The 25,881-nt window shown below is 61.4% G+C and carries 27 protein-coding genes and 1 pseudogene; 10 read left to right on the forward strand and 18 right to left on the reverse strand.

The genetic code is table 11. The annotated features are described in order from the left end of the window. Positions 1-177: 177 nt before the first annotated feature. Complete coding sequence (locus tag SOM47_RS11835; protein WP_042613243.1) at positions 178-516, reverse strand: P-II family nitrogen regulator; 339 nt, start codon at positions 514-516, stop codon at positions 178-180. A 137-nt stretch (positions 517-653) separates the two neighbouring features. Here SOM47_RS11835 and ubiK point away from each other — a divergent pair, with 137 nt between their 5' ends. Further along, complete coding sequence (gene ubiK / locus SOM47_RS11840; protein WP_057508499.1) at positions 654-908, forward strand: ubiquinone biosynthesis accessory factor UbiK; 255 nt, start codon at positions 654-656, stop codon at positions 906-908. A 174-nt stretch (positions 909-1,082) separates the two neighbouring features. On the opposite strand, the gene SOM47_RS11845 is transcribed toward ubiK, so the two are convergent. From SOM47_RS11845 to SOM47_RS11855, 3 genes are all read right to left on the reverse strand, one after another. Next, on the reverse strand, positions 1,083-2,870 hold the full coding sequence (locus SOM47_RS11845) for a peptidoglycan-binding protein (protein ID WP_320505668.1): 1,788 nt from the start codon (positions 2,868-2,870) through the stop codon (positions 1,083-1,085). 86 nt (positions 2,871-2,956) lie between these two features. Then, a complete protein-coding gene (locus SOM47_RS11850; RefSeq protein ID WP_320505669.1) occupies positions 2,957-3,535 on the reverse strand; it encodes a hypothetical protein in 579 nt (192 codons plus the stop codon). Between the two features lie 58 nt (positions 3,536-3,593). Further along, positions 3,594-4,109, reverse strand: a complete 516-nt coding sequence (locus tag SOM47_RS11855) for a hypothetical protein (protein ID WP_320505670.1) — start codon at positions 4,107-4,109, stop codon at positions 3,594-3,596. A 263-nt stretch (positions 4,110-4,372) separates the two neighbouring features. On the opposite strand from SOM47_RS11855, the gene SOM47_RS11860 reads away from it, so the two are divergent. Continuing rightward, entirely contained in the window at positions 4,373-5,518 is a 1,146-nt protein-coding gene (locus SOM47_RS11860) for an AAA family ATPase (protein WP_320505671.1), read from the forward strand. 12 nt (positions 5,519-5,530) lie between these two features. On the opposite strand, the gene SOM47_RS11865 is transcribed toward SOM47_RS11860, so the two are convergent. Both SOM47_RS11865 and SOM47_RS11870 read right to left on the reverse strand, forming a co-directional pair. After that, entirely contained in the window at positions 5,531-5,767 is a 237-nt protein-coding gene (locus tag SOM47_RS11865) for a helix-turn-helix domain-containing protein (RefSeq protein ID WP_341850247.1), read from the reverse strand. Between the two features lie 30 nt (positions 5,768-5,797). After that, positions 5,798-6,088, reverse strand: coding sequence for a hypothetical protein (locus SOM47_RS11870; RefSeq protein WP_320505673.1), 291 nt, complete (start codon positions 6,086-6,088; stop codon positions 5,798-5,800). Between SOM47_RS11870 and SOM47_RS11875 the strand changes: the two genes are divergently transcribed. Both SOM47_RS11875 and SOM47_RS11880 read left to right on the forward strand, forming a co-directional pair. After that, positions 6,088-6,546 (forward strand): hypothetical protein, encoded by a 459-nt coding sequence (locus SOM47_RS11875; protein ID WP_320505674.1) that lies wholly within the window; start codon positions 6,088-6,090, stop codon positions 6,544-6,546. The genes SOM47_RS11870 and SOM47_RS11875 overlap by 1 nt on opposite strands. A gap of 47 nt (positions 6,547-6,593) precedes the next feature. Next, on the forward strand, positions 6,594-6,881 hold the full coding sequence (locus SOM47_RS11880) for a hypothetical protein (protein ID WP_320505675.1): 288 nt from the start codon (positions 6,594-6,596) through the stop codon (positions 6,879-6,881). Here the strand turns inward: SOM47_RS11880 and SOM47_RS11885 are convergent. From SOM47_RS11885 to SOM47_RS11925, 9 genes and pseudogenes are all read right to left on the reverse strand, one after another. Further along, complete coding sequence (locus SOM47_RS11885; protein ID WP_320505676.1) at positions 6,878-7,252, reverse strand: isocitrate/isopropylmalate family dehydrogenase; 375 nt, start codon at positions 7,250-7,252, stop codon at positions 6,878-6,880. The genes SOM47_RS11880 and SOM47_RS11885 overlap by 4 nt on opposite strands. A 216-nt stretch (positions 7,253-7,468) precedes the next feature. Further along, positions 7,469-8,219: pseudogene (locus SOM47_RS11890) on the reverse strand (transposase). 114 nt (positions 8,220-8,333) lie between these two features. After that, on the reverse strand, positions 8,334-9,209 hold the full coding sequence (locus SOM47_RS11895; protein ID WP_320505677.1) for a MauE/DoxX family redox-associated membrane protein: 876 nt from the start codon (positions 9,207-9,209) through the stop codon (positions 8,334-8,336). 23 nt (positions 9,210-9,232) lie between these two features. Further along, positions 9,233-11,329 carry a peptidase domain-containing ABC transporter gene (locus SOM47_RS11900; RefSeq protein ID WP_320505678.1) on the reverse strand — a complete coding sequence of 699 codons (2,097 nt, stop codon included), beginning with the start codon at positions 11,327-11,329 and terminating at the stop codon, positions 9,233-9,235. An 11-nt stretch (positions 11,330-11,340) separates the two neighbouring features. Then, positions 11,341-12,585 (reverse strand): HlyD family secretion protein, encoded by a 1,245-nt coding sequence (locus tag SOM47_RS11905; RefSeq protein ID WP_320505679.1) that lies wholly within the window; start codon positions 12,583-12,585, stop codon positions 11,341-11,343. Between the two features lie 89 nt (positions 12,586-12,674). Next, the gene (locus tag SOM47_RS11910; protein WP_320505680.1) at positions 12,675-13,478 is read right to left on the reverse strand and encodes a hypothetical protein; all 804 of its coding nucleotides are present in this window, start codon (positions 13,476-13,478) and stop codon (positions 12,675-12,677) included. Between the two features lie 301 nt (positions 13,479-13,779). Continuing rightward, positions 13,780-14,412: an SGNH/GDSL hydrolase family protein gene (locus SOM47_RS11915; protein WP_320505681.1), complete on the reverse strand. Its 633-nt coding sequence runs from the start codon at positions 14,410-14,412 to the stop codon at positions 13,780-13,782. Positions 14,413-14,681: 269 nt separating this feature from the next. After that, on the reverse strand, positions 14,682-14,855 hold the full coding sequence (locus tag SOM47_RS11920) for a hypothetical protein (protein WP_320505682.1): 174 nt from the start codon (positions 14,853-14,855) through the stop codon (positions 14,682-14,684). An 86-nt stretch (positions 14,856-14,941) separates the two neighbouring features. Next, positions 14,942-16,045, reverse strand: coding sequence for an MvdC/MvdD family ATP grasp protein (locus SOM47_RS11925; RefSeq protein ID WP_320505683.1), 1,104 nt, complete (start codon positions 16,043-16,045; stop codon positions 14,942-14,944). Between the two features lie 436 nt (positions 16,046-16,481). On the opposite strand from SOM47_RS11925, the gene SOM47_RS11930 reads away from it, so the two are divergent. Next, on the forward strand, positions 16,482-17,450 hold the full coding sequence (locus SOM47_RS11930) for an IS5 family transposase (RefSeq protein ID WP_320505684.1): 969 nt from the start codon (positions 16,482-16,484) through the stop codon (positions 17,448-17,450). A gap of 125 nt (positions 17,451-17,575) precedes the next feature. Here the strand turns inward: SOM47_RS11930 and SOM47_RS11935 are convergent, their stop codons facing one another. From SOM47_RS11935 to SOM47_RS11945, 3 genes are all read right to left on the reverse strand, one after another. After that, positions 17,576-18,646 (reverse strand): tartrate dehydrogenase, encoded by a 1,071-nt coding sequence (locus tag SOM47_RS11935; protein WP_320505685.1) that lies wholly within the window; start codon positions 18,644-18,646, stop codon positions 17,576-17,578. Positions 18,647-18,821: 175 nt separating this feature from the next. Continuing rightward, on the reverse strand, positions 18,822-19,208 hold the full coding sequence (locus SOM47_RS11940) for a glycine zipper 2TM domain-containing protein (protein ID WP_042613238.1): 387 nt from the start codon (positions 19,206-19,208) through the stop codon (positions 18,822-18,824). Between the two features lie 229 nt (positions 19,209-19,437). Further along, a complete protein-coding gene (locus tag SOM47_RS11945; RefSeq protein ID WP_320505686.1) occupies positions 19,438-20,388 on the reverse strand; it encodes a glutathione S-transferase family protein in 951 nt (316 codons plus the stop codon). Between the two features lie 142 nt (positions 20,389-20,530). On the opposite strand from SOM47_RS11945, the gene SOM47_RS11950 reads away from it, so the two are divergent. From SOM47_RS11950 to SOM47_RS11970, 5 genes are all read left to right on the forward strand, one after another. After that, entirely contained in the window at positions 20,531-20,671 is a 141-nt protein-coding gene (locus SOM47_RS11950; protein ID WP_320505687.1) for a hypothetical protein, read from the forward strand. Positions 20,672-20,910: 239 nt separating this feature from the next. Next, the gene (gene relB, locus SOM47_RS11955; RefSeq protein WP_042613236.1) at positions 20,911-21,180 is read left to right on the forward strand and encodes a type II toxin-antitoxin system RelB family anti-toxin; all 270 of its coding nucleotides are present in this window, start codon (positions 20,911-20,913) and stop codon (positions 21,178-21,180) included. Further along, entirely contained in the window at positions 21,177-22,547 is a 1,371-nt protein-coding gene (locus tag SOM47_RS11960) for a HipA domain-containing protein (protein WP_320505688.1), read from the forward strand. The genes relB and SOM47_RS11960 overlap by 4 nt, the downstream gene beginning before the upstream one ends. A gap of 131 nt (positions 22,548-22,678) precedes the next feature. Continuing rightward, positions 22,679-24,175 carry a YifB family Mg chelatase-like AAA ATPase gene (locus SOM47_RS11965; RefSeq protein ID WP_320505689.1) on the forward strand — a complete coding sequence of 499 codons (1,497 nt, stop codon included), beginning with the start codon at positions 22,679-22,681 and terminating at the stop codon, positions 24,173-24,175. A gap of 63 nt (positions 24,176-24,238) precedes the next feature. Further along, the gene (locus SOM47_RS11970; RefSeq protein ID WP_320505690.1) at positions 24,239-25,879 is read left to right on the forward strand and encodes an AMP-binding protein; all 1,641 of its coding nucleotides are present in this window, start codon (positions 24,239-24,241) and stop codon (positions 25,877-25,879) included. Positions 25,880-25,881: the final 2 nt, after the last annotated feature.

Below are 25,881 nucleotides of genomic sequence, written 5' to 3' on the forward strand. Positions count from 1 at the left end.
GGGTGACGCGCCGCTGCGCTCGCCGAGCACGGCTCGGCGCTGCCGTTCTGGCTCCGGTAGTGACGGCCGCTGGCCGTCATGCCCTTTGCATCTGGTGGGTGACGACCGTTGGTCGTCACGCCCTTGCCTTTGCCGCTGCGCTCGCCGAGCACGGCTCGGCGCTACCAGAGCGGCGCCTTACAGCGCGTCTGCGTCCAGTTCGCCAGTACGGATGCGCACCACGCTGCCCAGCTCGTACACGAATACCTTGCCGTCGCCGATCTTGCCGGTGCCGGCCGCCTTGACGATCGATTCGACCACGCTCTCCACCTGATCGTCGGTAACGGCGACTTCCAGCTTCACCTTGGGCAGGAAGTCCACCACGTATTCGGCGCCGCGGTACAGCTCGGTGTGGCCCTTCTGCCGCCCGAAGCCTTTCACCTCGGTCACCGTGATCCCGGTGACCCCGCGCTCGGCCAGCGCTTCGCGCACGTCATCGAGCTTGAACGGCTTGATCACCGCCATGACCATCTTCATCGTGGATCCTCCTGTACTCGGCCGCGAGGATAGCGCCTGTGCGCCTGCAGTGGCGAGAGTATCCTTGGCATCCCTCATTCGTAATGCACGTGGCGCCCGCCTGTGGTGGCGGCCACGCGGCAGTCCCAGGAGCCCCCATGATCGACCTCAACCAGCTGGATGACCTCGCCCGCCGCCTCAGCGACCTGGTGCCGCCGGGGCTGCGCCAATCGCGCGAAGAGCTGCAGTCCACCTTCAAGAGCGCCCTGCAGGCCGGCCTGTCCAAGCTGGACCTGGTCACCCGGGAGGAGTTCGACGTACAGCGCGCGGTGCTGCTGCGCACGCGCGAGAAGCTTGATGCACTCGAACAGGTGGTCGCCGCGATGGAAAAGCCGCAGCCCCCGGCCGAGTGACATAGCGGTAGGTGGGCCGCCCTGCTTCGGTGGGCGGACCAGCCCTTCGGTGGGTGCGCAGCTTGCTTCGGTGGGTGACGACCGTTGGTCGTCACGCTTTTCCGCCCAGCAGGTGACGACCAACGGTCGTCACCCACCGGATTCCCACCAGACTCCCACCGGTGGAGTCGCGCCTCAGCGCATCGCCACCGCAGCGCGCTGCTGCTCTTCCTGGCCCTGCTGCACCTGGGCACTCATCCGCTCGCCCAGCAGCGTGGCACTGGTCTGCTCGGCTGCAGGTGCCGGCTGGCTCATGTCCACCATCGCGCGGAAGCCCGGCGTGGTGCCCATCACGAACGCCTTGCCATCCTGCACCGCAACGCCCTGCAGCTTCTCCGGGCTGTCGATGCCGGCCTGCTTGGCCATGTGGGTGATGTGCGCGGCCATGTCGTTGGACACCGCTGACGGCAGCTGGCCACGGATCGCCGCGTGCAACGGGGTATCCGCATGCCCGGCCTCGCCCAGCTGCGGTCCACGTACCGGGGCCTCATGCGAATGCCCGTGCGTGGCCTGCCGACCCTCACTCAACCGACCCAGCGTCTGCGGTCCGGCAATGCCATCGGCCTTCAGGCCATTGGCCTGCTGGTAGGCAGTCACCGCATCGCGCGTGTGGTCGCCGAAACGGCCGTCCTCGGCCAGCCGGTTGCCGTTGGCATCGCGGATGCCCTGACGGTTCAGCTCCTGCTGCAGCTTGGCCACTTCTTCGCTGCGTGCGCCGTGGCGCAGCACCGATGAGGCGTCCTCGGCGCGTCCCTGTCCGGCTGCGGCACCGTCCTGCACGCGGCGCTGGTCCCAGAACGCTTCCGGGCTCTGCAGCCTCCCGGCCGGGTCCTTCAGTTGGTAGTGCACGTGCTGGGCGTACTGATCGGCACCATTCGGGCCGCGTCCCCCCATCGTGCCGATCGGCTGCCCGGCCTGGATGGTCTGGCCTTCCTTCACCTGCACGTTGTTCATATGCAGGATCTCGTGCGAGTTGCCCTGCGCATCCAGGATCTTCACCGTGCCGTAGGTGCCACCGGCGAAGGTCACCTTGCCCGAGATCGGCGCGTTGATCGTCGGATGCTGCCGATTGACCCCGGTCTGGCCACCGACATAGTTGAAGTCGGTACCGCCGTGGTCCTTGGCACCGCGTTCCTCACCGTAATGCCCGGTGATGTGCGGCTTGACCCCGTTCTGCGGCGGCAGCATCACCTGCATGGTGTGCTGGAACGATCCCTTCTGCTGCTGCGCTGCCTGCGCGGCAGCAACGCCAGCCACTGCGCCACCGGCCACGGCGGCGGCCGCGCCCACGGTCTGCGCCGGCGAAGCCTGCGTCTGCGTCTGCGACTGGCTCTGGCCCTGCGACTGACCCTGCGACTGCGCCAGGCGCTCCTTGACGAACTGCTCGTACTCGGCAAGGCGCGGCATCACCTTGCTTTCGGCCAGCCCCAGGCCACCGTAATCGCGGGTCGGGCCGTCGTGGTGGTACTTGTAGATGTACTCCTCGCCCTGGCCGCGACGCTGGGCCAGCTGGCGGTTGTCGATGAAGTGCTGCACCAGCGCATCAGACTGCGCTTCCACATCGAAGCGGTTGCCGTTGTTCAACTGGTAGGCATTACCAGTGCCATCGATGAACTGGCCCAGCCCGGAGGCGGACGTGGTGCCGGCGGCAGCATCCGGATTGAAGCCGGATTCGACGCGGGCGATGGCCAGCACATGCGCGGTCTCGCGCGGGGAAAGCCCGGCTTCGCGGGAAGACTCAATCAGCGTATCGATCACGCGTGACTGCACTTCCGGCGAGGCATCGCCCCAACGGCGCGATTCACCGTGCAAGCGGCCATCGGTCTGATCGATAGGCTCGCGGTAGTGGCTATAGGGTTTTATCTGATCACTGCGGTATCCGGCCCCGCGGGGCTGGATCATGTTCTGGTAGATGTCAGGCATAGCGGTGCGATCCATTCTATGAAAAAGGGAATTTCCTTAAGGGGTGTTGCTCCAGGTGTAACGGTGCAGCGTGCTTCCTATCACTTTCAGGGTTTGAAGTAGGTCACCTCCGGATGGGTCACGCCGAGCTTGGCCAACCACTGCTCATACTCGTCATTGTTGGGTTCCTGCGAGGGCGCCTCGCCACGCAGCGGCGGGTTGCTGTGGGTCAGCTGCTTGCCGTCGGCGTCATACAGGTAGAACCATTCGCAGAACTGGCAACCGAACGGCAGCTCGCCGTACTGCACGACGAAATACGGCGTGTTGTCCTTGTCCTGCACGCAGGCCAGGCCCACGGCGGTGTAGTCGGTCATCTCGGCCGGCTTGTCCAAGGTGCGGCGCTGGCCGTCCTTTTCAATATCCAGCCGCGTCTGCGGCGGGGCGTCATTGCCCTGGTCAGGCAGCCCCGCCACGGTCAGGCGGGTTCCCTGGCATTCGATGTGCATTCCTGTGTCGTCCTGCTGGGTGGAGGGGGTTGTGGAAGCAGCGGCGGGTGCCGCCGGGCGAGCAGCGGTGGCACCTGCAACGGGTGCAGCCGGTGCGGCCGGCGTGGACGGTTCAGCCGCCGGATCGCTGCAGGCGGCCAACAAAAGCATCAGGGCAGGGGCGACAAACTTTGACGTCATGCGTCGTGCTCCGGGAAGCGGCGACAGGGCCTGTCAACAGGCCCTGCCGCCAATGGCATCAGATCGATTGATCGTCCACGCTCTGCAGCTGCCAGCACGGCTTCTGCGCGAACGTATAGATCTGCTGGTCGCTGGTGTTCGGCTTGCGGATGAGCACCTGCACGCTGCCATCGGCCTGCGGTGTGACCTGCAGTTCGCGGCCTTGGCGCGACAGCGCCGCCGGGTCCGGAATCACCGGCCACTCCACCTCCGCCAATGGCACCTGCCTGGTCACCTTGGCCGGCTCGGGCTGGGCGTTGGCATCGATGGATTCGGTGAGCAGCGGGTCGGCGACGGACTTCTCCTGCAGGGCGATGTCGTTGCCGAAATGCGCCAGGAAGGTATTGAAGTCGGCATGCGGGCACTGCGTGGCGGCGTCAGTTGGCGCCGTGGGTGCGGTGGTTGCCGCAGTGGTTGCCGGTGCCGGGGCGGCCGGCTCTGTTCCTGCCGGCGTCGTCGGCTGGGTCGGTTTGCACGCGGTAAGGGCCAAGCCCAGCGAGAGCGCCAGCAGCGCGAGAGAGCGTGATTGAGACAACGGATCCTCCTGATCGGTCGTTCGCGCGCCTACGGCGGCGCGCGGGTGCATGGAGCATACCGGGAGACCTGTTAAGCGATTTAGACAGTCGTGACGGCCATGACGGCGGTCACATTTTTAGGTGTCGTAACTTACGCGCTCTAGAAAACGGCATCTTAATTCATACTTATCAATAGCTTTTACCTAACGCTGGCAGCAATAAGCTTGCCTTCATCCCATACCCTGCGTAAGTTACGATCGGAGCAAAAGCGGACCGTAAATACATGGGCCTGCATTTCCCCAGACCAAAACTCGCCATGGATCTGGCCACGGCCGTGCTTGGGCGCAGTCTGTTCTCCCAACCGAGCCTGTTCCTTGCAGCGCCCCGCCGGACGGGGAAGAGCGAGTTCATCAACCGGGACGTGGTGCCTGCCCTCAGGGAGCTCGGCGTCTGTGTCATCTACGTTGATCTATGGAAGGACCAGAAGGCGGATCCGGCTGAGCTGGTCGCACACGTGGTGGCCAAGGAGCTGGCGGTTCGTCAGGGCGTGGTGGCGCGTGCGGCCGCCGTCATCGGGCTGCAGAAGGTTTGCATCCAAGGCGTGGAGTTTGAACTCGGCGCGGTGGGCAAGGCCGCAGGTGCGGCGCTGTCAGATGCACTGCATGAGCTGCACCGCGTGGTGGACATGCCCATCGTGCTGATCATCGATGAAGCCCAGCACGTCATAGCCCGCGACAGCGCCATGGCGGTGATGTTCGCGCTGAAATCAGCGCGCGATACCTTGAACGTGGACGGCAGGAAGTTCGGCCTGATCATGTCAGGATCCGACCGCGACAAGCTGCTGCGGCTGGTCACCGGGAATGCGGCGCCCTTTCTGGGTTCGGACATCACCGAGCTTCCACTGCTTGACCAGGAGTTCGTCCATCACGCTGCCGGGCTGCTCGCGCTGGAGAAACCTGGCTGGACCTTCAATAACCTGCGTCTGCACGACGCCTTTGTCGAATTCGCCCATCAGCCGGAGTTTTTCTTCCGCGCGATCCAGCGTGCCTCTGCGGCATTCTCCGGCCCGCCGGGCGAGTTCCATGACAGGCTGGATCAGGCAGCGGCGGACTACAGAACCGCGCGTGCGGCCGAATACACGGCGACCTACTGCGCGATGACGCCGATCCAACAGGCGATGCTTGCGCGTGTACTGCAGGGGGCCGGCGTTTTCACCCAAGATGCCCTGTTGGAGTATGCAAGGCTCAAGGACCCGGCGGCGAATGATCCGCTCAGTCCCGGCAGCGCGCGCGACGCCATGAACAAACTGCGTGAGCAGAGTCCACCGGTCATCTGGCGAAGCGCGCATGGGGAATATGCTGCCGAAGACAGTGGAATGAAGAGCTGGTACCGGGACCTCGCCACGCGCAATGGCTGGCCTCCGGCCTGATTCCCGAACCGCCTACCTCGCCTGCACCTGCAGGCGGATGCCCAGCACGCGCAGCACCCGCATCACGGTCGGCAATGAGGTCGGGTAATGCCCGCATGGCTGGCGGCGCAGCGTCGTGGCGGACACACCGCCGCACTGGGCTGCCAGGGTCACCAGGCCATGGTTCTCGGCAATGGCCGCCAGCGCGTCAATGAAGACCTTTGGATCGCCGTCGCTGTCCTGCAGGCAGGCCTGCAACGGGTCGACGATGGCCTGCGGTGTGGGCGGGCGCCGGGCCGCTCATGGGCGCTCCAGCGCGGCCTGGGCGGAGGCGATCAGCTGGCGCCCGGCCATCAACAGGCCATCCAACAGTTGGGGTGCCGACGGCGGTTCGCTCGGGCCCACCTTGTAGACGAGATGATCGGCTTCCAGCACGTCCAGCGGCGGCAGGCTCAGCGCCGGTCGGCTCAGGTAATGGTCCAGGGCAGGACGTACATCAGGAAAGTTGTAGTTTCCTGTGCGAACCGCGCCCGCAGCGACACCACGGCAGGTGCAACACGACGAGAAAACCACGATGCACGGAACCGCCATTGCCGCAATCGCCTTCGCCCTGGTTGCGCTGCCCGGTATCGCCCCCTGTCGCATCGGTAGACTATCAGCGCGCCCTGTGGGCGTTCACCGAAGCGCTGGCCGTCGCGCTGCCACAGGACAACGCCGATTTCTCCACTACCCTGAGAGCGGCGTCAGATCCATCGAACGGGCGGATACGGATCGGCAAAGCGCTCAGCGGCATCAATGGCACCGTCACGGCGATGGAGCACGACCGGACCACCTATTTCACGCTCAACCTGACCGGCGCGTGCGTGCCATTGTCTGCGTTGCACGCGCGCTATCCCGCCCTGCAGGCAGCCAGGGTCCCCTTGATGGACCAGCCCGCGGACAGCTACTCCCTTGCAACGGTGATCGGCCCGTCCCGCGTGACCTTCTCCTTCGGACCGGGCAGGACAGCCTGCCTGTCGGCGCTCCAGATGGGCCGTGCTTCGCGCTAGGCTGTTATAGCGTTGGCCACGTCGAACGCTTTGAGCAGGAGGCTCGCATGGATCTGAATCTGGCATTCTTCGCGATGGTTGTGTACCTGGGCGTGTACCTCTTCGTAATCGACCGAGCCGCTGCGGAGGTCGATCGCGTTGACCCTTCGTACCGGAAATACGCGAATGCGCCCGCAGCCGGTTATTTTTCAATATCCCTGTTTGCCGCAACGCTGCTTCTGGATCGCGAGATGCCCAAGCGGCATTACGTGTTCGGCCTCAGGGCCAGACTGCATCTCGCTCGCGCCATGCTGGTGACCGCGCCTTTGCTGTTTCTCTTTCTCTTGATGATCTAGCCGTGCTGGCGCTCGGAGGCTGCCACCGCCCTTGCCACCGCCTCACCCAGCTGCGTCGTAGTCGCCTTGCCGCCCAGATCCGGCGTCAACGGCCCCTGCGCCAGCACGCCCTCGATCGCCACCATGATGGCGTCGTGCGCCTCCTCGCTACCGAGGAACTTCAGCATCAGCGCGCCGGACCAGATCATCGCTATCGGGTTGGCGATACCCTGCCCGAAGATATCCGGTGCCGAGCCACGCACGGGCTCGAACAGGGACGGGAAATCGCGCTCCGGATTGAGGTTGGCCGACGGCGCCAGGCCGATCGTACCGGTGCAGGCCGGGCCCAGGTCGGACAGGATGTCGCCGAACAGGTTGCTCGCCACCACCACGTCGAAGCGCTGGGACTATCAACCGCTCCAGTGCCACCAATAATGATCAAGGTGATAGGACTTGGTTGGAACTCAAACGCCAAGTCCTAAGGATGGTCTGAGCAGATCACCCGCAATGCTTGATTCATGAGCCGAGCGCTTTTCGCGAGCACCTGCTGCGGCTTGTTTCGATGAAAGTAGGGTTTTGAAGGTGCCCTTGGGCACCTCCAGCCGGATTTATCCCCGGGCCGGTACGAACTGCCGGCGGGTCATCCACAGTTTGGACAGCGCAAACCGCATCAGCACGCCGCTCTTGGCCGAGCCGCGATCGCACACCATGGTGTAGCGCAATTGGCGATTGATAACCCGGAAAGGATGCTCCACCGTCGCTCGCATGCTGGCTTCGCAACGCTGCCGACGGTCGCACGCGTTCTTGATCGCCTTCTTTTCCTCGCTTCCTGGCGATGAAGAACGCCCCTTGGAGTCCTGAAGCTCCGGCCCCGAATCTGCTCCGGTGTAGCTACTTTTGCCTAGCACGCGGTCCTCCTTGCCGTGCAGAAGTTCGTGCGTGACTGTGACGTCGCCGAAAATGGAAGCCGTGCATTTCACTTGGTGCACAACGCCGAAAACCTCATCCACGCCGATGTGTGCGTTCATGCCGAAGTACGACTGATTGCCCATCTCGGTCTGATGCATTTCAGGATCACGCGCCTTGTCGGCAGTCTTGGTCGAGCTTGGCGCGTGGATGATCGTGGCATCCACGATCAAAGGGTCACTCAGGGCGTACCACCACTGCAGGAAGTGCCTGCGCAGCATGATTGCGCCGATACGGCTGACGGCCTCGCCGGCCTGCAATAGGGCAGTGCGGCTCGATCAGCGCCAGCAGACGCTCCCAAGGCTCCACCTGATTCATCTCATTGAGGAACAGTTCGCGGAGCGTCTTATTGCGCTGGCCCAGCCCCTCGAGATCACCGAATATCAGCTGCATGAGAGTCCTTCAACGTGATCTCATGGACCTTAAGTTCGCCGGCCAGCGGCCGGCATTACCATCGAATTTCGCGCAGATTTTTTCAAACCATTCCTCGGCCATGAAGTATCGTGCTTACGCAGTTGCAATAACGCCACCGAGCGCCGCGATGCATCCCGCCAAGCCTGCCGAAAGTGCGTACTCGCCGTCCTTCAAAACCGCCAGCGACGGAGTGGCCCGCACAGCAAATGCATCCATCAAGGTCACATCTTCGGAGATGATCTCAAGCCGAGCCCCCATGACAGATCCGCCGTGCGGAGAACCAGCGATATGAACCAGCGTTCGGCAGTCCCCTGGCAACATCGCCTCAATGCCCAGTATAAGCTCAAGCAGCTTCGCGCACCCTTGGCAGCCCGGTGTCACGAAAACGATCAGGGTTGGCCCGCCGGGCGCTGTCAGGGACCGCGCTTCGATGATCCCTTGCGCGTCTGCGCTCAACAAGAGCCGCTCGGAAGAAGGGCCAGCGGGAACCAAGGGCGAGTCCCGAAAAATGTATGCCCCCACCAGCATCGCAATACAACTTTGTACAGGCGACATCCGAGCGGTATCAAGCACGCCTGGCCACAACATCCCATTGGCAAGTAGGGCCGACACCGCCGCAGTGGCCAGCACAGCCATTGCAAACACCACCTTCTTGACGACGCCCGATCCGGCGTTACCCAAGCACGCGCATTGCAGGGGTGAGACCTCGCGAGTCAGGAATCTGACCGCAAGTATCAGCAGGACGATGGATGCCGCAAGTGCCAAGCCGCTTGCAGCGGTGCCGGCAGTCAAAAGCAATGCGGCCGCCAGCCCTTCCACCGCGATCACGCCGACAGCAGCAGGCGAAGAAGGCAACCACCGAAATTGCATGGATTCCAGCCAGGCAACGAAATCCGACCAATACGCAAGCTTGAGAGCTGAAGCGAAGATCATTGTCCCCGCAACCAATGAAACCAACAGCGAGGACAATTCGCTCAGATGTCCTGCGAACATTATGGCGACCCCGGAGCAGCATCACGTAGCGCGCTGACGTCGATTACTCGATCAGCCTTGTCTATGGTCTCTTGCCGATGCGCGATGATGATCCGCGTGATACTAAGCGCGGCAATCGCCTCCCCAATCGCGTTCTCGGTTGATACGTCCAGATGGCTTGTTGCCTCGTCAAGGAAAAGAATGTGCGGGCGACGGTACAGAGCGCGGGCAAGCAGAATGCGCTGTTTTTGTCCGCCTGAAAGGCTCGTCCCCATATCCCCCACCAAGCTGTTGAAACCCATGGGAAGCGCAGAAACGTAGTCATAGATCTTCGACATCCTCGCGCACTCGTAGACCCTTTCAATATCAACTTCGGTTTCGAAGAAGGCAATGTTATCCCGGATCGACCCTGCAAAAAGCGTGTCGTCCTGCATGACAGAACCGACCTGATCACGATAGCTGGAGATATTCAGTCTTGTCATCGGTACGCCATCCACGATCAGCTCCCCGCGCTGCGGCGCTATCAAACCCAGCATTAGCTTCATAATGGTCGTCTTTCCACAGCCCGACCTACCGATCAAGGCGACCGACTCGCCGGCTGCAATGCTGAACGAAAGATTATCGACGACGCTCTCACGCTCAGGGCCGTAGGAGAAAGACACATTCTTGAGGGATATTGCCCCTTTTAATGCCGCCGTGCCGCTACCGATCACCCTGTCCTCTCGCTCAGTCAAGACGATGTCACTCAAACGCTCGAGATGTAGTGAAACCATTTTGAACTTTATATACATATCCACTAGCTTCGATATCTTGGCCACAAATATCAAAGCGTAGGCAAGAAATGCCAAGAGCATACCAATCGTGAATGTACCAGAAATCACCTCGCCTGCCGCCACATAAACCGTCGCGATGGTGCCTAGGCCAAAAATAGCCCGATTGAAGCCACTGCTTATCGCCTCAAGGACCCCAAGACGCACGATCCTGTTGGTCACGCTTATGTACAAGTTCCGCCACATCGACTCCCTAAGCGCCTCGGCGCTGAACAGTTTGATCGTCTGCATCCCACGGACAGACTCCATGAAGGCAGAGCTCTCACTTGCCCGCGATTCTAGCTCCAGGCGGGAGGCTTCACGAACCGGTTCGAGCAGTATTGTCCGAACCAGTACGTAGGCCAAAGCTGCAACAACCATCACTGCGGTCAGCTTCAGGCTGTACACCAAGAGCATCGCGAGCACCGCCACCACCATCAAGCTGTCGATCAGTGATTCGATCAAGCCCAGCGTAAGGACCTCACGGATATTATTGATTGATCCGAATCGCGTAACCACGTCACCCATGCTTCGGCGATTGAAATAGCTCAACGGAAGACGGATCAGATGACGGAAGACGTTTGCTCCCATCTGTATGCTCAGAGACCCGTTGAAGCTGAGTAGCACGAACTTCCGCGTCGTCATCGCCACCACCTCGAACACGAGAATGAGTGAGAATCCGAATGCGATCACTTTTAGTAACCCGGGATCTCCCGCCACCAGAACTTCATCGACCACCAATTGCTGATAGTACGGCGCGGCGAGCACAAAAGCCTCCATCAACAATGTCAGTGCAAGAAGTACCGAGACAGATCGCTTGAATCCAGTAATTCCAGACCACAGGGTCGAGAAGTTCACTATCCTTCTTTCGTCTGTACGAGTGAAGCCTGCCACTGGGGACATTTCCAGCGCGACCCCGGTGTAACTCTGGGACACCTCAGAAATCGTAAGCCAGAGGCTACCTCGCGCAGGGTCCACGATGAGTACCCGCCCACCTGAGACGCGCTGCAGGACAACGAAGTGATTCATGTTCCAGTGCAGGACTGCAGGCGTAGCAAGCCTATCGAGATCCTCAAGCGCCACCTTGACCGCGCGACTCGACAGCTCCAGCGCATCGGCAATGCGTATGAGGTCAAGCAGGGTGCTCCCACTGGAAGATGGAGGGAAACTTTCCCTCAGTTGGGGCATGTCGTAGCGCTTTCCATAGTAACCGGCAACCATGGCAACACATGCGAGCCCACACTCCGTGGATTCGCCCTGCAAAAGCACGGGGAGATCACGACGATTGAAGATACCTGTCTTTACCACATTCGCATCCGTTAGCCGGCACTACCTAGTCGCCTGAATGGGGCGAAGATCCACTCAATCAGCGTTCTTCGATCGACTTCGATCTCTGCCTTCACGATCATTCCGGGCCTGAGCGGGTATCGACGCCCGCTTAGCGACACCTCTCGGTCTGGGAGGCGCACCTTCACTTGGTATGCGGGACCCGTCACGCCCTCGATCTCGGGTCGATCCTCCTCCCTCAGCACCGACCTACTTATCCCTGTCACGGTCCCTCGGGCGAAGCCGTATTTCTCATGGGGGAACGCCGCGAATCGGACGTTGACAGTTTGCCCCACGGCCACCGTACCTATTGACGCGCTAGGCGCGTACAACACCGCCTCAAAATCCGAATCGTCGCTGTACATATGAACCAGCGGTTGGCCTTGCTCCACGTAGTCGGTCTCCACTGCCAGCACCGCACTGACCGTCCCCTTGATCGGCGATCGGATTTGCATGGCGCTTCTCAGCCTGACCGCTAACAAACTGTCCGAGAGCTGGTCACGCTGTTGCTGTAGTCGCTCACTATTGGTAGAGAATAGCAGCGGCGCATCACGCAACCTCTGGAGAACGTCGACCCGCTCTTCGGCCAACTGGTGGGACGCCAGCTGGTGAGTAATAAGCTCTTCCTTGAGAGACAATAGACTGTCCCGTTGCTGGACCAGCGCTGCTTCAGAGACGTATCGATCGTCGATCAACTCCTCATACTTCGCAATGAGCGCTTCCTGATTACTTGAGCGCTCGCGAAGAAGCCCGATCTTCTGAGCCGATGTCCTGGCGCGCTGGTCAAGAATTACCAATCGCTCGCGAAGCGCTTCCATTTCAGACATATTTCGCGCGTTCTCACCCCGCATTGAAGCGTCTATTCTCTCGACACGACTCTGCAGCGCCTGGATCATGCCCTGCTCTGTGTCCTCGCCTTGGGGAAGAAAGCGCTTCTGACCGAGCACCAAGAGCGCCTCTCCGGCCTGCACACGGTCGCCCTGTGCGAACATCAGATTTTGGACTTGTCCAGCACTGGGCGCTCGAATCACTGTAAGTCCCGACGACGGCAGCACCACTCCGGATGCGGTGGCCTTCTTCGCATAGCTGGAGAGACTTATGGTGATCAAGGAAACGATCAACCCCAGCCCCAAAAATAGAGTCACCACCGCGAATCCGGGCGCAATTCGTAGGCGAATCTCACCCTCCAGACGCGAAGCCTGCCGTGAGGCAACCTCCTTGCGAAAAAGATCACTCATACTTCGCCCACGGCGAGGTATTGATCAGTGCGCCCAACTGATCGCGAGATCGAATCTGCAGTCGGAGATATCCTGTGATGAAGACTGCTTCAGGCTTCATGGAAGCTTATGGGCGCGGGGAGCACTCTACCGCTCTCACGGAGATGAACCGCCTGGAGACCAAGCAACTCGCGCATCAGCTGTCGCTCCAAGACGCCATGTTTGCTCAATGTCGGCTTTATTGAAGTCGACGAGGCTGTCTCCTCGGCAATGGCCGCATTGCTGTCGACAACGAACTTAAGTGTAAGTTGAATTCGGACGCCATCACCGTGGATACCTTGATGCAGATCACGTTGACTAAATATCACGGCGTCGCCAACAGACAACCCAACCGCCGTCTGCAAAATAAGGTCCGAAACTTTCAGCGATATTCCTGCTCCGTTCGCAGCATCAATGACCAGCAGATCGTCGCTGCCATCCCCCTCGAAGAGATCGGGACGCCTTGCCTTTGTGAGCACATCCAGCCGTGCACCAGCCTGGGGCAGCGCTGAGTAGAGCCATTCATTGTCACGACGTGTAGCGACCCTTACGCCGCTCGATTGACCACTGCAATAGAGCGGAATCCATACGTTGATACACTCTCCATTGACGTCATTGCAGCTGGCATCGTTGTGCCACCCTTCCCCATCATCAACTCGAACCCCTTCGTATGTCGTCTCGGTTAGCAGGAACAGGAAGGCCTTGAAGAACACCACATCCTGACCGAGGACGGAACCCACGCGCTGCCTTATCAACTCGACACTATGCGCTGTTCCAATCAGCAACTGATTGGTTACCAGCAGTTTGGCTTGGAGTGTCTCCTTGACAAGTTCCTCGGCAAGGTGGTTCGGCAGAAATTCAGGGCACTTGATCATGATGTTATTGGTAGCCGCGTCCTTGACAATGCTATCGCGTGGAGAATCTTCTAGAAGACAGAAAGGGAGTGTTGCCTCAGAAATCCACAATTCTTGCAGACCATTGATACGGCGGATGTCTGGGTAACCTCACCGAGGCGGTTTGGGGCTACCAAGGTGAAGTTGAGCAGCTGCTGATTAGCCATATCAACGGGCTCATCAATGAGTAGATTCCAGTCACTATTGCTGCAGAACGGACAATTGAGGGACGAACCTTTTTCCGCAAGACCGTCAATGAACTGATGCTTTTCTACCAACATTCTCAGCCACCTCCTGCTGTACACGATGGTTTTGCAATTACCGTAAGCTTGCGCATTTCTTCTGCAGAGATTTTTGCGCCGGGTGCATCGCGGTTCGCGTTTGCAACGTAAAGCTTCTTCTCACGCTGCTCCACGGGAACTCCTTGGGTTGCTTCGCTATCGGCAGCAATCTGGGATGGACAGCGACCTGTAGTGGCCACCAGGATCTCGATGGCCATCAGTGCCGTCAGGGCACCGCCGGGGTGCATGCCATCTGCAGCAAGCCAGGCAGAGTCGGGAAGATCCTTCATCCCCTCATGCCATTTTGCGCTTACCGGGATGTGCACGATATCAAGTTCCCTCGCAATCCTTGATTCAGCGGCTTCGATCCGTGTGCTGGCCTCCATAGACTTCTGATAAGTCCCGAGCAGATAAGGCGTCGCCCCGCCCTTTCGAATGGCTTCAGTGATCGTCCGATGATCTCCAACTATCCTCACGCATTCATTGCTGAGTACCGGTTCGGAAGCGCATGCGGAGTTTCCTCCCTGATCATGGAAAACCACCGCGTCAAAATGTCCGGAACGCAGAAGCTCCATTGCATGGTCGTCATTGACGATGTCGGACACTTTAGCGCCGGGCTGGGCGTACATGCTCACGTCGAGTGTAACCCCGGATCGCCTGGACAGATTGGACAAGGTTGCGGGGACATTTCCCGCGTAGAGAATACTGTTACCCAGAAGGAGAATTTTCTGGGCTGGACTTGTGTCAACGGTCCCCTCTGCTGATGATGCGCCAATGGATAGGAGCATGGACAGTGCAAGACTAGGAGCAATCAATCTGGCTGTAAGTGAGGGGCTCATTGGCGCTCCGGTTCAAGGCGGCCGCCCAAGAAGTAAGCGGCCGCTGGACTCATATGGCCTACGTCTTATTGCTGCAGCCAGTCCAGATCGCAAGGATTGCGATCCGAGCCAGTACAGGTGCTTGCCATCGTCGACTTGCCGCCTGCACCAGCTGCCTGCAGCAGCTCAGCCGGGGTCAGCTGACGTGCGACTTCACGTGCCAGTACCCGCGGCTCCTGCTTCTTGCTTTCCATTTCCATTGTCTACTCCTTTTAGTGAAAAAAGGGGCGTGGTGCCCCGCTTACACGAAGAAAGCTAATGCTCTCCCTGTGTACTTATCCCCAAGCTACTCGGCGAGCTCGAAGGGACTGAACTTATCGGACTCGCGCCAGTGCCTCGCGATTAGCTCACGGCAATCGGTCGCGTCATCAGTAGCCATGTACTGTGCCAAGGTTAGGCCTGATCCAGCGCGATATTCAAAGTCCGGAGATCCACTTGCCAGATACTGGCAGAATGCATCCAACATGGGCAGCGAGGGCACCTGTTCTTCGAGGAAGAGGAATTGACCCGCCTCATTGGCCTCCAGAAAGGTGTAGCCTCCGTCCTCATCCACGAGGATATCGAATGCGGCGTAATTGATTCCTACCGCTGCCATGAATCGAAGGCACATGCCCTTCAGAATAGGAGGTACGTCATATTCCGTGGCTACGACCTCCTCCTCCCATCGAAGGTCCACAAAGCCCTTGCTGTTGACGGGCCGTGATTGAGAGATCGCCAGTGCCGTCCTGCCAAAAACCACCACACGCAGTTCCGAGTGGGACTTCAGCTTGTGCTGAAAGATCATCGGCGCGCTTTTGAGCGATCTATCGGACTTCAGATCCTCATCGGAGATCGGCATGGTGCCTGAGATATGGACATTCCCACTGGCATCACGCCAGCTGTAAGGAATATGCATTTTTACGATCACGCCTTGACCGGCGGTGGCGGCGAAGCCCCTTATTTTCTTGGGGCTGTTGGAAAAAATCGTTTCGGGGATTGTGAATCCAGCCCGCGCCGCCGTAACCAGCTGGTGCAGCTTGGAGTTGGCAATGGTCTTTGTACGGACGCTATTGACCGCCATCGCGCCTCGATTTCTGTCTTCGATGCATGCGACCACACCCTCAAGCAGAAACTTGGCTTCGTGCCTGGCCAATGTCTTGTCCGAGTCGCAGAGCTCGGGGTCAACGGTAGGCTGTTGCCCCCGGCGATTCCATATCGATTTGTAGGCACCTTCGTCGAGCGTCAATGAAGTGCCATCAACGGCCAGCGAACTATCGCCGCACGAAGTCAGAGTGACAGTTACCTCGTCACGCACCGGGGTCAGTGTTCTATCCCACCAGTCAACGCTTTGGTTTAGCTGACGCAACCCCCAAAGGACCGCCCGGCCGTGGAAATCGAGGGCTTCCGACATCAGCAAGATTCTTTTTCTGTCCATCATCCTCACTTCCGTGCGAGGCAAAGATCGCGATCAACGACTGACAGCAATCCATGCCGAATCAAGATTCCATAAGATCAAAATACCCAACCACTTTCAACGTTTGCGTCCGTCGTTTGCATCTTCGTTGGAGATCTGAATCTACAAGGGGCTGAAGAGCGTTGTCAAGCGCGAATTGCGACATGCAGGGCGGCCTCAAGAGGCAAGTGCAATACGTTATTTATAGTGGGTGATTTCTGCGTCAATCATGTGGGCTGGTGTTTTCCATTTCAGTGTACGAGGAGGCCGCGTGTTCATGAACATAGCAATGTGGTTTAGCGATGGTCTGGACAAATCTGCGCGAAATCCGATGATAGTGCCGGCCGCTGGCCGGCAAGCTTGAGGTCCATCAGACCACGTTGAAGGACCCTCCATGCAGCTGACATTCGGTGATGCCGAAGGCCTGGGCCAGCGTAAGAAGACGCGCCGCGAGCTGTTCCTCAACGAGATGGATCAGGTGGTGCCTTGGAAGCGACTGCTGGCACTGATCGAGCCACACTATCCGGTTGCAGGCCGCCGCGGACGTCAGCCGTATCCGCTGGCAACCATGCTGCGCATCCACTTCCTGCAGCAGTGGTACGCGCTGAGCGACCCGTCGATGGAAGAAGCGCTGTATGACACAGCGGTGATGCGCCGATTTGCCGGCATCAACAGTCTGGAGCGCATTCCTGACGAGACCACGATCGTCAACTTCCGTCGGTTGCTGGAGACCCATGGGCTGGGCGCCAAGATGCTGGAGGCGGTCAATGCACACCCGCAGCATCAGGGCTTGAGCCTGCGTGCGGGCACGATCGTGGATGCCACGATCATTCATGCGCCCAGCTCGACCAAGAACGCCGACAAGGCGCGTGATCCGGAAATGCACCAGACCAGAAAGGGCAATCAGTGGTACTTCGGCATGAAGGCACACATCGGCGTGGATGAGTTTTCCGGCCTTGTGCACCATGTGAAATCCACGTCTGCCAACGTAGGTGACGTCACGGTCACGCACGAACTTCTGCACGGCAACGAGGACTGCGTGCTGGGCGACAGTGGCTATACCGGGGCGGACTCGCGACCAGAGCTACAGGACGCCAAGGCGGCGTTCTTGATCGCCAGGAAGCGAGGCAAAGTGAAGGCGATCAAGAACGCGCGGGACCGCCGGCAGCACGAGCGCTGGGAGAGCTGCAAAGCCAGCTTGCGTGCGAAGGTGGAGCACCCCTTCCGGGTGATCAAGCGCCACTTTGGTTACACCAAGGTCCGTTATCGCGGGCTGGCCAAGAACGGCGCGCAGGTGCTGACGCTGTTCGCGTTGCCCAAACTGTGGATGACCCGCAGCAGTTCGTATCGGCCCCGGGGATAAATCCGGCTGGAGGTGCCCAAGGGCACCTTCAAGAGTCGATTGTCGTCGATATCCGGCTGATTCTCGGTCGCGGGCCGCGCTAGGCTCTCGAATCCAAGATAGCGGTTGACTTGTTCAGACCATCCCTAGCCTGTCACCGCCCTTGCCACCGCCTCACCCAGCTGCGTCGTAGTCGCGTTGCCGCCCAGATCCGGCGTCAACGGCCCCTGCGCCAGCACGCCCTCGATCGCCGCCATGATGGCGTCGTGCGCCTCCTCGCAGCCGAGGAACTTCAGCATCAGCGCGCCCGACCAGATCATCGCGATCGGGTTGGCGATACCCTGCCCGAAGATGTCCGGTGCCGAGCCATGCACGGGCTCGAACAGCGACGGGAAATCGCGCTCCGGATTGATGTTGGCTGATGGCGCCAGGCCGATCGTGCCGGTGCAGGCCGGGCCCAGGTCGGACAGGATGTCGCCGAACAGGTTGCTCGCCACCACCACGTCGAAGCGCTGCGGCTGCAGCACGAAACGCGCGGTGAGAATGTCGATGTGCTGCTTGTCGACGGTGACCTCCGGATAGACCGCGCCGACCGCATCCGCGCGGCCATCCCACCACGGCATGCTGATAGCGATGCCATTGCTCTTGGTCGCCACGGTCAGGTGCCGGCGCGCACGCGACTGCGCCAGTTCATAGGCGTACTTCAGCACGCGGTCGGCCCCGTGGCGGCTCATCACCGTTTCCTGGATGACGATCTCGCGCTCGGTGCCGGCGTACATGATGCCGCCCAGGTTGGTGTACTCGCCTTCGGTGTTTTCGCGCACCACCAGGAAATCGATATCGCCCGGCTTGCGCCCTGCCAGCGGGCACGGCACACCTTCAAACAGACGTACCGGCCGCAGGTTGATGTACTGGTCGAACTCGCGACGGAATTTCAGCAGCGAACCCCACAACGAGACGTGGTCCGGCACCGTGTCCGGCCAGCCGACCGCGCCGAAGAAGATCGCATCCATGTCCTGCAACTGCACTTTCCAGTCGTCGGGCATCATCTGCCCGTGCTGCTGGTAGTAATCGCAGCTGGCCCAGTCGATGTGGGTGAACTGCAGGTCCAGCTGGAAGCGGCGTGCAGCGGCTTCCAGCACACGCAGGCCCTCGGGCATGACCTCCTGGCCAATGCCATCGCCGGGGATGACAGCAATCTTGAAGGTCCGGGTCATGGTCCGCTCGCATGGGGAAAGGAGGTTCCCGATGCTAGGCATTCACGGATCGCATTGCTATCAGCGCGAGCGTGATCATCCGTTCGGGCCCGGGCGCGCGCCTGCGAGTGCGTCCTGCAGGACGCGCTGGCCCGGTAGTGACGGCCGCTGGCCGTCAACCCGATCCGGAATCAACTCAGCGCCAACCACCATGATGGCGGTCATTACCACGACGGCCGTTGTTCCAATGACGGCGGTCATCGCGACGGTCGTGACGGCTGCTGCGCTCGTAGCGGTAGTCGCGGTCATAGCGACGATCACGGTCGTAGCGATAATTGCGGTTGTCGCGGCGATCCTTGGTGGTCACGTTGCCGATCGCACCGCCGGCCACCGCACCGCCTACGGTCATCAACGGATCACCATTGGACAGGACGTGACCTGCGACACCACCGACCACTGCACCGATCGCAGTGTTCTTGTCCTTGCGCGACATGGCGTCGGCTTCGCTGGCGACGGTAACGCCGGCGGTGAGTGCCAATGCCAGGGCCAAGCCACGGAATACGGAAGCGGTTGAGGTAAGCATCGTCAAATCCTCCAACAGGACAGGTGATCAGTTGCGGGAAGCGGGCGTTGTGCTGTCCCCGCACGGTTCAATCTCGTCGCCGAAGATTGCCGGAACATTGCGTACCCGGACATGAACCGGCCCCTGTTCAGGTTGGGGCGGGCATTGTCAGCAGCTCGAGAAACTCCGCGTCCGCGGGGTCAGAGTCCTTTTCCGCAGGAAAAGGACTCTGACCCCTTCCGTCCCCTCATCAATAAGCAACAGCAGGCCCTGCCGGCACGATCCCGGACGGATTGATGTGTTTGTGGCTGCCGTAGTAGTGGTGCTTGATGTGCTCGAAATTGACCGTGCCCTCCACCTCCGGGATGGCCATCATCCGTTGCACGAACGCGTGCAGGCCGGGGTAGTCGGCGATGCGCTTGACGTTGCATTTGAAGTGCACGTAATAGACCGGGTCGAAGCGGATCAGCGTGGTGAACAGCCGGATATCCGCCTCGGTCATCACCCCGCCGACCAGCCATTGCTGGTCCGTCAACAAACCATCCAGCCACTCCAGCGTCTCGAACAGGGGCCCGATGGCTTCGTCATAGGCTTCCTGCGTTGCGGCGAAGCCGGCCTGGTACACGCCGTTGTTGAGCGTCTCGTAGACACGCTGGTTGATGCGATCGATCTCCTGCCGCAACGCCGCCGGGTAGTAGTTGCCCGGTCGTGCGCCCAGGTGATCGTAGGCGTCGTTGAACATGCGGATGATGTCGCCTGATTCATTGCTGACGATCTCCCCCTCCGTGCGGTCCCACAGCACAGGCACGGTCGCCTTTCCGGTCATGCCGGGCTTGGCGGCCTGATACAGCTGATGCAGGTACTGCGCGCCGCGCTCGGGATCGGGCGTCACCAAGGGGCCCGGCGCGAAGTTCCAGCCGTTGTCGCCCATATGCCAGTTCACGATGGACAGCGGGATCAGCGGTTCCAGCCCTTTCAGCGCACGCACGATCAGCGTGCGATGGGCCCATGGGCAGGCCAGGCTGACGTACAGCCGGAATCGCTCGGGTTCGGCGATCAGCACCGGTTGTCCGTTCGGGGCGCAGCCGCCGTCCGCAGTGAGCCAGCGGCGGAAGGTGGATTCTTCGCGATGGAAGTGCCCGTCTTCGCCGGCACCGCCTGCGGTACCCGTCTGCCATTGGCCGTCAACCAACATGCCCATCGGTGGGAAACCTTCGTGTGATGTCGGTCTCCGTTCTAACGCAGGCGGCGGCAACGTAGTGTCGAGCTTGCTCGACACCGTGTGGCAAACTCGGCGAGGCGCAGCGGAGCGCGCCCCTTTCAGTCAATGGAGTGGCAGTGATATGACGGATAAGAGCAGGCAGACGTTCCACGTGATCATGAGTGCCGTTGCGCTTGGGTATTGCGTTCTCTTCGCGGGCTACCTGGCCGGCAAGGATCTGGCGAAGCGGGAAAACCGCGTGAGTGAAGCCGCTAAACGCTGAGGTGAGCGCCAGGTCAGACGGACCTCTCGATGCATCTGACCTCTTGATCGATATAGCGTCACAGTCCTTACGATGCCGAGGATTTATCGACATCCAAGTCTTGGCAGAGAAAAAACCTCACGCCCATCAGGATTTCTCCATACAGACGACCGAGGCGCTCAAAATCCTCACGAAGATAAGGATAATGCAGTAGACTCCGTCGCTACGCTAGAAAATCCGCGAGCTCGCAAGGATTCAGCATGAAGGTCACGCTTAAAAGCCACGAGGAACTGGGCCCGCTGGTTCGTGCCACGCGCAAGTCCCAAGGCATGCGCCAAGACGATACCGCCGAAGGTATCGGCGTCAGCGAGAACTTCCTGGCCAAGGTGGAGCGGGGCGGAGGCACCGTGCAGTGGCAGAAGCTGTTTCAGGTTCTCACTGAAATGGGCATCCGCGTAGAAATCGACGTGCCAGACACGGCAATGGCCATGCTGCAGAAGCAGGTGAAGAAGCGCGGAGTCCCGCGATGAGCCGCCACTCCATCAAGGCCGCGGCTCCGACAATAGTGGAAGTCTCTTTGGACGGATTGCAGTATCAGGACCGTTCGCTATTGGCCACATGGGACGGCCAACATGTCGGCACCCTTCGCGAACATCGCAACCTGTGGCGGTTCGAATACGCGTCGGCATGGCTGGAACATCCAAGGAGCTTCGATTTGTCTCCGTGGCTTCCGCGCATGCGGGGTAACATTCTTGATGGCAGTACCTCGCGCCCAGTCCAGTGGTACTTCGACAATTTGCTACCGGAAGACCAACAGCGCGCACGCATGGCACACGATGCCGGTGTCCGCGGTAGCGACGACTTCGCCCTGCTCACCTGCTACGGGGCTGAATCTGCAGGCTCGCTGACGTTGCTACCCCCGCAGGTAACGCTTGAACCGGGCAGTCGGGCACCGCTGCCGGATGAGGAACTCGCGCGGCGCATACGCGACCTGCCACGGCATTCACTGGCTGGCGGCGCGGAAAAACGAATGTCGCTTGCTGGCGCACAGCACAAACTCGCTGTCATCGAAGATCGCGGCATGCTGTACCAGCCGATCGGCGTGGAGGCGTCCACCCATATCCTCAAGCCAGACAGTACCGATCCCGACTACCCCCATACGGTCATCAACGAGTACTTCGTCATGCGACTGGCTAGGGCGATGGGGCTGATGGTGCCGCAGGTTAATCGACGTTACGTGCCGGAGCCTGCGTTTCTGATCGAACGCTTTGATCGTGTATCGGATGAGGGCGGCACACGCCGCCTGCATGCCATCGACGCCTGCCAACTGTTGAACCTTCAACGCAATGACAAGTACAGAGCAGGTAACATCCAGACACTGGAATCCGTGATCACCCACTGTCGCGAGAGGCTGAGCACGCGCAGGCGACTGTTTGACTGGCTGGTGTTCAACGTACTGACCGGCAACGACGACGCCCACTTGAAGAACCTCAGCTTCCTGATCGACGCAGACGGCATAAGCCTGGCGCCACATTACGATCTTCTGAGTACGGTGGCAGGACGCAGTTACGCCTACAAGCAGGACGGTGCGAGTTGGCCGCAAGCATCTACGCTTGCGTGGGACCTGTTGGGTGTAGAGCGCTTTGCTGAGATCACGCCCGGATTGCTGATCGAAGCAGGCGTCAAGCTGCGCCTTCCACCGCGCATGGCGCAGCGCCGTCTTGCCGAGATGACTTCCGAGATCGTCCCGCTGGCCGCGTCGGTGTTGGCAGAGATTGAATCGGAGAACGCGCAGTGGGCCGGAATAGCGGGTCCAGCGCTCCAAGGCGAGATGCGCATGCTGCGTACGGTCATCGAGTTGGTCATCAAGCAGATGGCGAAGCAGTTGAGCTCCTGAGCTATGTCGCGTGTCGAGCAAGCTCGACACTACGCAGGCGGCTTACGCTTATGGGCCTGTGATCCATACACCGACGGACACCCTGCCGCCATAGCACCACACTGGGTTCCTGCATCCGAGGGAGTCACCGCATGAGCCTCGCGCTGGTCCACAGCCGCGCCCGGGCCGGCGCCGATGCGCCGCTGGTTCGTGTCGAGGTGCATCTGTCTGGTGGCCTGCCCGCTACACAGATCGTCGGCCTGCCGGAAACCACCGTCCGCGAATCGCGTGAACGCGTGCGCGCGGCGCTGCTCTGCGCGCGGTTCGACTATCCGCAGCGGCGCATCACCATCAACCTGGGCCCGGCGGATCTGCCGAAAGAGGGCGGCCGCTTCGATCTTGCCATTGCGATGGGCATCCTGGCCGCCAGTGGCCAGCTGGACCCGCAGCAGGTGGTCCGCCACGAGTACGTGGCCGAACTCGCGCTGACCGGCGAACTGCGCCCGGTCGATGGCGTGCTACCGGCCGCCATTGCCGCAGCGGAGGCCAACCGCACGCTGTTCGTGCCGCCCGCCAATGCCGCCGAAGCCGCGCTGGCCGAGCATGCCGACGTCCGCGTGGCGCGCACGCTGCTGGAAGTCTGCGCATCGGTGGAAAATCCCTCGCGGCTGCCCCGCGCGGAGCGTGCCAGCATCGAGGCCGATCCGCCGCTGGACCTCACCGATGTGCGCGGGCAGCCGCATGCGCGGCGTGCGCTGGAGGTCGCTGCGGCCGGCGGTCACCACCTGCTGCTGATCGGCAGTCCCGGCTGCGGCAAAACCCTGCTGGCCTCCCGGCTGGCCGGCATCCTGCCCGAAGCCAGCCAGGCCGAGGCCCTGCAGAGCGCGGCCATCGCCTCGATCAGCGGCAGTGGGCTGGATCCGCGGCGTTGGCGACAGCGCCCCTTCCGTGCGCCACACCACAGCGCCAGCCCGGCCGCTTTGGCCGGTGGAGGGAACCCGCCGCACCCCGGTGAGATCTCGCTGGCGCACAACGGTGTGCTGTTCCTGGACGAACTGCCGGAGTGGTCACGCATGGCGCTGGAGATCCTGCGTGAGCCATTGGAATCGGGCCATATCCGCATCAGCCGCGCGGCGCGCAGTGCGGTGTTCCCCGCGCGTTTCCAGCTGGTCACCGCGATGAACCCCTGCCCTTGTGGTTGGGCTGGGGATCGCAGCAACCGCTGCCTGTGCACCAGCGAGCGCATCCAGCGCTATCGCGGCCGGGTATCCGGACCGTTGCTGGACCGCATTGATCTGCATGTGACGGTGACGCGGCTTTCGCCAGAAGAACTGCGCGAGGGGGCTCCGGCAGGCGAGTGCAGTGCGGATGTACGCGCACGGGTGATCGCGGCACGTGAACGCCAACTGCAGCGTGGCGCGCTCAATGCACATATGGACAGCAAGGCACTCCGTTTGTGCGCGCATCTTTCCGAGGCCGACCAGAATCTGCTGGAACAGGCCATCGAGCGACTGCAGCTGTCTGCGCGGGCGATGCATCGCATCCTGCGTGTGGCGCGAACGATTGCGGACCTCGCGGGATGCGATGGCATTGATACCGCGCACCTGGCGGAGGCGATCAGTTATCGGCAGTTGGATCGGGGCGCGTAGGCGGCCGCCACCCACACCGCCACTCAACCGCGTATCGTGCTAGTCACGCCCCGGAGCCCGCCCATGACCTATCAACGTGCCGTGGATGACTTCAACCTCCACGACTGGGAAGGCCGCCTGCACGGCGACCTGCAGAACGGCATCAATGCCTGCGTGGAATGCTGCGACCGCCATTGCGGCAGTGATCGCTTGGCGCTGCGCTGGATCAGCACTGACGGCAGCCTGCACCTGTACACCTTCGAAGACCTGCGCGCCGCCGCAGCCAGGGTCGCGCATGTGCTCAGCGCACAGGGCATCGGCCGCGGCGACGTGGTGGCCGGCATGCTGCCGCGCACCCCGGAACTACTGGCCACGATCCTCGGCACGTGGCGCGTGGGCGCTGTGTACCAGCCCCTGTTCACTGCCTTCGGGGCCAAGGCCATCGAATCGCGGCTGCGCACCGGTCGCACCAAGCTGGTCGTCACCGACCACGCCAACCGGCACAAGCTGGATGATGTCGAAGACTGCCCGCAGGTCGCCACAATTCTTCCCGCCGGCCAGTCCGCCGATGCCGCGGACATCGACTGGCGCGCGCGCCTGGCCGACGCCGGCAGCGCCCCCTTCGAACCGGTGATGCTGCGCGGCGATGAGCTGATGGTGCTGCTGTCCACCTCCGGCACCACCGGCGCGCCGAAGGGCGTTCCGGTGCCGCTGCGGGCGCTGATGTCCTTCGCCAGCTACATGCAGTTGGCGGTGGATCTCCGCCCCGGTGATGTGTTCTGGAACATCGCCGATCCCGGCTGGGCCTACGGGCTGTACTACGCCGTCATCGGCCCGCTGATGCTCGGCGAGGCCACCACCTTCAACGAGGCGCCCTTTACCGTGCAGGGCCTGCACGAGGTGATCGACCGGCTGGGCGTGACCAACCTGGCGGGCTCGCCGACCGCCTACCGGCAGATCATTGCGGCGGGCGAGGCATCGGCCGCGCGCGTCGCTGGCCAGCTGCGTGTAGTCAGCAGTGCCGGTGAACCGCTGAATGCCGAGATTGCCCGCTGGTTCGCTGCCCACCTGTCCACCACCGTGCTGGACCATTACGGCCAGACCGAAACCGGCATGGTGGTGAACAACCATCACGCACTGGACCACGCGGTGCGTGCGGGGTCGTCCGGCTTTGCGATGCCGGGCTACCGGGTGGCGGTGCTGGACGACGACGGCCGCGAGCTGCCCGCACGCACGCCGGGCATCCTGGCGATCGACATCGCGCGCTCGCCGCTGATGTGGTTCACCGGCTACTACGGTACTGATACACCGGCCATCCGCGATGGCTACTACCTGACCGGCGACACCGTGGAGTGCGAGGACGACGGTTCGATCAGCTTCATCGGGCGATCCGATGATGTGATCATTTCGTCCGGCTACCGGATCGGTCCGTTCGACGTGGAAAGCGCACTGCTGGAGCATCCGGCTGTCGCCGAGGCAGTGGTGATCGGCGTACCGGATCCGGAGCGCACCGAGATCGTGAAGGCCTTCGTGATCACCAGTAGCGGGATCGAGGGCGATGCAGCCTTGGCCGCGCAGCTGCAGCAGTACGTCAAGACACGCCTGTCCGCGCATGCCTATCCGCGGCTGGTGGAGTTCGTCAGCGAGGTGCCGAAGACGCCGAGTGGCAAGGTGCAGCGCTTCGTGCTGCGAGCGGCGGAGGTGGCGCGGCAGGCGGGGCAATGAGC

Source organism: Stenotrophomonas sp. CFBP8980, from assembly GCF_034046095.1.
Taxonomy (GTDB): domain Bacteria; phylum Pseudomonadota; class Gammaproteobacteria; order Xanthomonadales; family Xanthomonadaceae; genus Stenotrophomonas; species Stenotrophomonas lacuserhaii.

What these genes read in the sequence shown, in the direction of transcription:
- SOM47_RS11835 (WP_042613243.1), bottom strand. Translation starts at nt 516, where the DNA reads ATGAAGATGGTCATGGCGGTGATCAAGCCGTTCAAGCTCGATGACGTG.
- ubiK (WP_057508499.1), top strand. Translation starts at nt 654, where the DNA reads ATGATCGACCTCAACCAGCTGGATGACCTCGCCCGCCGCCTCAGCGAC.
- SOM47_RS11845 (WP_320505668.1), bottom strand. Translation starts at nt 2,870, where the DNA reads ATGCCTGACATCTACCAGAACATGATCCAGCCCCGCGGGGCCGGATAC.
- SOM47_RS11850 (WP_320505669.1), bottom strand. Translation starts at nt 3,535, where the DNA reads ATGACGTCAAAGTTTGTCGCCCCTGCCCTGATGCTTTTGTTGGCCGCC.
- SOM47_RS11860 (WP_320505671.1), top strand. Translation starts at nt 4,373, where the DNA reads ATGGGCCTGCATTTCCCCAGACCAAAACTCGCCATGGATCTGGCCACG.
- SOM47_RS11870 (WP_320505673.1), bottom strand. Translation starts at nt 6,088, where the DNA reads ATGGCGGTTCCGTGCATCGTGGTTTTCTCGTCGTGTTGCACCTGCCGT.
- SOM47_RS11880 (WP_320505675.1), top strand. Translation starts at nt 6,594, where the DNA reads ATGGATCTGAATCTGGCATTCTTCGCGATGGTTGTGTACCTGGGCGTG.
- SOM47_RS11905 (WP_320505679.1), bottom strand. Translation starts at nt 12,585, where the DNA reads ATGAGTGATCTTTTTCGCAAGGAGGTTGCCTCACGGCAGGCTTCGCGT.
- SOM47_RS11910 (WP_320505680.1), bottom strand. Translation starts at nt 13,478, where the DNA reads ATGATCAAGTGCCCTGAATTTCTGCCGAACCACCTTGCCGAGGAACTT.
- SOM47_RS11920 (WP_320505682.1), bottom strand. Translation starts at nt 14,855, where the DNA reads ATGGAAATGGAAAGCAAGAAGCAGGAGCCGCGGGTACTGGCACGTGAA.
- SOM47_RS11925 (WP_320505683.1), bottom strand. Translation starts at nt 16,045, where the DNA reads ATGTCGGAAGCCCTCGATTTCCACGGCCGGGCGGTCCTTTGGGGGTTG.
- SOM47_RS11930 (WP_320505684.1), top strand. Translation starts at nt 16,482, where the DNA reads ATGCAGCTGACATTCGGTGATGCCGAAGGCCTGGGCCAGCGTAAGAAG.
- SOM47_RS11935 (WP_320505685.1), bottom strand. Translation starts at nt 18,646, where the DNA reads ATGACCCGGACCTTCAAGATTGCTGTCATCCCCGGCGATGGCATTGGC.
- SOM47_RS11940 (WP_042613238.1), bottom strand. Translation starts at nt 19,208, where the DNA reads ATGCTTACCTCAACCGCTTCCGTATTCCGTGGCTTGGCCCTGGCATTG.
- SOM47_RS11945 (WP_320505686.1), bottom strand. Translation starts at nt 20,388, where the DNA reads ATGGGCATGTTGGTTGACGGCCAATGGCAGACGGGTACCGCAGGCGGT.
- SOM47_RS11950 (WP_320505687.1), top strand. Translation starts at nt 20,531, where the DNA reads ATGACGGATAAGAGCAGGCAGACGTTCCACGTGATCATGAGTGCCGTT.
- relB (WP_042613236.1), top strand. Translation starts at nt 20,911, where the DNA reads ATGAAGGTCACGCTTAAAAGCCACGAGGAACTGGGCCCGCTGGTTCGT.
- SOM47_RS11960 (WP_320505688.1), top strand. Translation starts at nt 21,177, where the DNA reads ATGAGCCGCCACTCCATCAAGGCCGCGGCTCCGACAATAGTGGAAGTC.
- SOM47_RS11965 (WP_320505689.1), top strand. Translation starts at nt 22,679, where the DNA reads ATGAGCCTCGCGCTGGTCCACAGCCGCGCCCGGGCCGGCGCCGATGCG.
- SOM47_RS11970 (WP_320505690.1), top strand. Translation starts at nt 24,239, where the DNA reads ATGACCTATCAACGTGCCGTGGATGACTTCAACCTCCACGACTGGGAA.